General features: G+C 62.3%; 3 protein-coding genes. 1 reads left to right on the top strand and 2 read right to left on the bottom strand.

Translation table 11 applies throughout. The features are described 5' to 3' along the window. Positions 1-10: 10 nt before the first annotated feature. The gene (locus tag EOA28_RS31025) at positions 11-754 is read left to right on the top strand and encodes a creatininase family protein (RefSeq protein WP_127251585.1); all 744 of its coding nucleotides are present in this window, start codon (positions 11-13) and stop codon (positions 752-754) included. Positions 755-919: 165 nt separating this feature from the next. On the opposite strand, the gene EOA28_RS31020 is transcribed toward EOA28_RS31025, so the two are convergent. Further along, complete coding sequence (locus EOA28_RS31020; protein WP_042644446.1) at positions 920-1,837, bottom strand: carbohydrate ABC transporter permease; 918 nt, start codon at positions 1,835-1,837, stop codon at positions 920-922. Between the two features lie 8 nt (positions 1,838-1,845). Further along, complete coding sequence (locus EOA28_RS31015) at positions 1,846-2,961, bottom strand: sugar ABC transporter permease (RefSeq protein ID WP_127251586.1); 1,116 nt, start codon at positions 2,959-2,961, stop codon at positions 1,846-1,848. Positions 2,962-2,990 lie beyond the last annotated feature (29 nt).

Raw genomic sequence — 2,990 nt, 5'->3', positions numbered from 1 at the left:
GGAGTAGGGCATGCGCTACGAGCTGATGTTGCCGCACCAGATCCGCAAGGCGATCGAGGAGAACTGGCCGGTCGTGTTGCCGCTTGGCGTGCTCGAATACCATGGCGAGCACATGGCGGTCGGGATGGACACTTTGGCCGTCATCAAGACGGTGGAACTCATCGAGAAGGAGAGGGACCTCGTCATCCTGCCGCCCTTCTATTACGGCGCGGCAAGCTATGCGGTGGCGGCGCCGGAAGGCAGCGGCTCGGTGCAGGTCGGTGGTCCGGTGCTTTCGCCATTCGCGGAGGAATTGTTCTACGGGCTGCTGCGCATCGGCTTCCGCAACATCCACGCCATCATCCACCACCAGACCGAGAATTTCGTGGCCGGCATGCCGACCGACCTCGCCTTCAAGACTGCCGGCCGCCAGGCGATCTTCCGCTTCCTGGAAAAGGAACGCGGCGAGGGCTGGTGGGGGTCGAACACGATGGCCGATTACTATGCCGGCCATGCCAAGGGCGAGAACGTCTTCAACTGGGTGCAGGTGCATCCGCTGATGCCGGCCGCGATGAACGGCAAATACCCGTTCGACCATGCCGGCAAAGGCGAAACCTCGCTGATGCTGGCGTTATGCCCCGAGGCCGTGGACGAGAAGCATTTGGCCGACAACACCGGCTGGTACACGAAAGACGCGGCGGAGGCCTCGGCAGGCCTCGGCAAGATCGGCGTCGCCATGATCCTTGATCATTTGAGGGCCATCCTGGTGCGATAGGCGCGGTTCTTCCTTCTCCCCTTGTGGGAGAAGGTGAATCGGCGCGCAGCGCCGAGACGGATGAGGGGTGTTCCAGCGGAGTGAGACGTCGGCGTTCCCTCGAACACCCCTCATCCGGCCGCTGCGCGGCCACCTTCCCCCACAAGGGGGGAAGGAAAGGTCCAGCTACTTCACGGAGCCCGCCGTCATGCCCATGATCAGATAGCGCTCGAGCGCGATGCCGATGATGGCCAGCGGCGCGATCGCCGCCGTTGCAAGTGCGGCCATCGACCACCAGTTGATGCCTTGCGAGCCGGTCTGGCTCGCCACCATGACGGGGATGGTCTTGGCGTCGGTCGAGGTCAAAAGCGCGGCGAAGAAATACTCGTTCCAGCACAGCACCATCGCCAGGATGAAGGCGGCAACCATGCCCGGCAGCGCGATCGGCATGACGATGCGGAAGAAGGCGCCCCAGATCGACAGCCCGTCGACCAAAGCCGCTTCCTCCAATTCGACGGGAATGGAGTTGAACTGGTCGCGCATGATCCAGATCACGATCGGCAGCACCATCAGCGTGTAGAGCAGCACGAGCCCGATGCGCGTGTCGAGGAGGGCGACTTCGCGATAGAGCACAAGGAAAGGGAGCGCCAGCACGACCGGCGGCAGGATCAGCTGCGACAGGAAGAAGAAGGAGATGTCCTCGTTCCTGAACCAGGCGAATTTGTAGCGGTAGCGGACAAGGCCATAGGCGGCAAGGCTGCCGATTATGATGGCAAGCGCCGACGCGCCGACCGAGGTGATGACCGAGTTCATGAAGCGCTTGAAGAATTCGTCGCGTACCGTCGAGGTCTGGAAGATCGAATCCGGCGAAAGGCCGAGCGAGCGCCAGCCCTTCCAGTCCGGCGTAAAGTCGACGAAGGGGATGAGATGGCCTTGCGTGACGTCGACCGCCGATTTGAACGAGGTGGTGATCGTCCAGTAGATCGGGAACAGGCAGACGAAAGCCCAGAAGACGAGCGCGCCGTAGATGAAGACGCGGCTGGTGATGAAGGCCGCCGGCGAGCGGATCTCAGAAACGGTGTAGTCGGTGGTCTGGACGCTCATGATGCCGCTCAGTTGACGTTGCGCACGAAGCGACTGGCGACTTTCAGCAGCCAGGTCACGAACACGACGATGATGATCAGATAGGCCATGGCGAGCATTGTGCCGTAGCCGACATTCGAGCGGTCGCGATATTCGCGGTAGATGAAGCTCGATACGGAATCGGTAGCGCCGCCGGGGCCGCCCGAGGTCAGAGTGATGATGATGTCGGCGAGCTTCAGCTTGAAGATGATGCGCAGGATGACGGCCGTCACCGACACCGGCAGCATGAGCGGAAAGGTAACCTGCCAGAAGGTCTGCCACGCGGTCGCGCCGTCGACGCGGGCGGCTTCAAGCACCTCGCGCGACATCGCCTGCAGGCCGGCAAGCAGCATGATCATCACGAACGGGATGAAGGTCCAGGCGTCGAGCATCATGATCGAGATGCGGGCTGTGATCGGATCGGAGAAGAAGGCGGGATTGTCCCAGCCGAGATGGCGCGCCAGCGTTGCCGCCGGGCCGAAGCGGTATTCCATCAGCGATTTGCCGACCATCCAGGACACCGCCACCGGCGACAGCATCAGCGGCAAAAGGAAGACGACGCGGAAGAACTTTCGCGCCTTGATCTGCGCGTTGAGCAGCAGCGCCAGGCCGAAGGCGATGACATATTCGACCAGCACCGCAAGCACATAGAGCACCATGTTGAACAGCGCATTGCGGTAGTAGGGGTCGGCCAGCATCTGCCAGAAATTGTCGAGGCCGTTGAACCTGCGTCCGGCAAACGAACTGAGATTCCAGTCGGTCAAGGCGATGTAGAAGCCGAACAGCGTCGGGAAGATCACCATGGCGATGGTGAAAAGCAGCGCCGGCAAAAGGAACAGCGCGCGCTGCCCGTCCTCGCCGCGCGTCAGCACCTGCCAGGCACCGAGTGCTGCACCCCACAGGATGTAGGCATAGATCACCGGCCGCCAAGTGTCGAAGCCGACCGTGGACATCTCGGTCTTGTAGAGGATCTGCACGACGATGATCGTCAGCAAGCCGAGCGTCGCGACGGCCAGCAGGCCCCAGCCGAGGCGCTTGCGGCCTTGCGGGATCAGGTCGGCCGGATTTGCCGGCCACGCATTCGCGGTCGAAGTCTGCTCAGCCACTCTTGCCTCTTAGCGCATCAAACCGGCCG

The organism is Mesorhizobium sp. M2A.F.Ca.ET.067.02.1.1 (assembly GCF_004023285.1).
In the GTDB taxonomy this organism is placed as follows: domain Bacteria; phylum Pseudomonadota; class Alphaproteobacteria; order Rhizobiales; family Rhizobiaceae; genus Mesorhizobium.
Note: the sequence above shows the minus strand (reverse complement) of the source record. Positions and strands in the feature narration are given on the sequence as shown.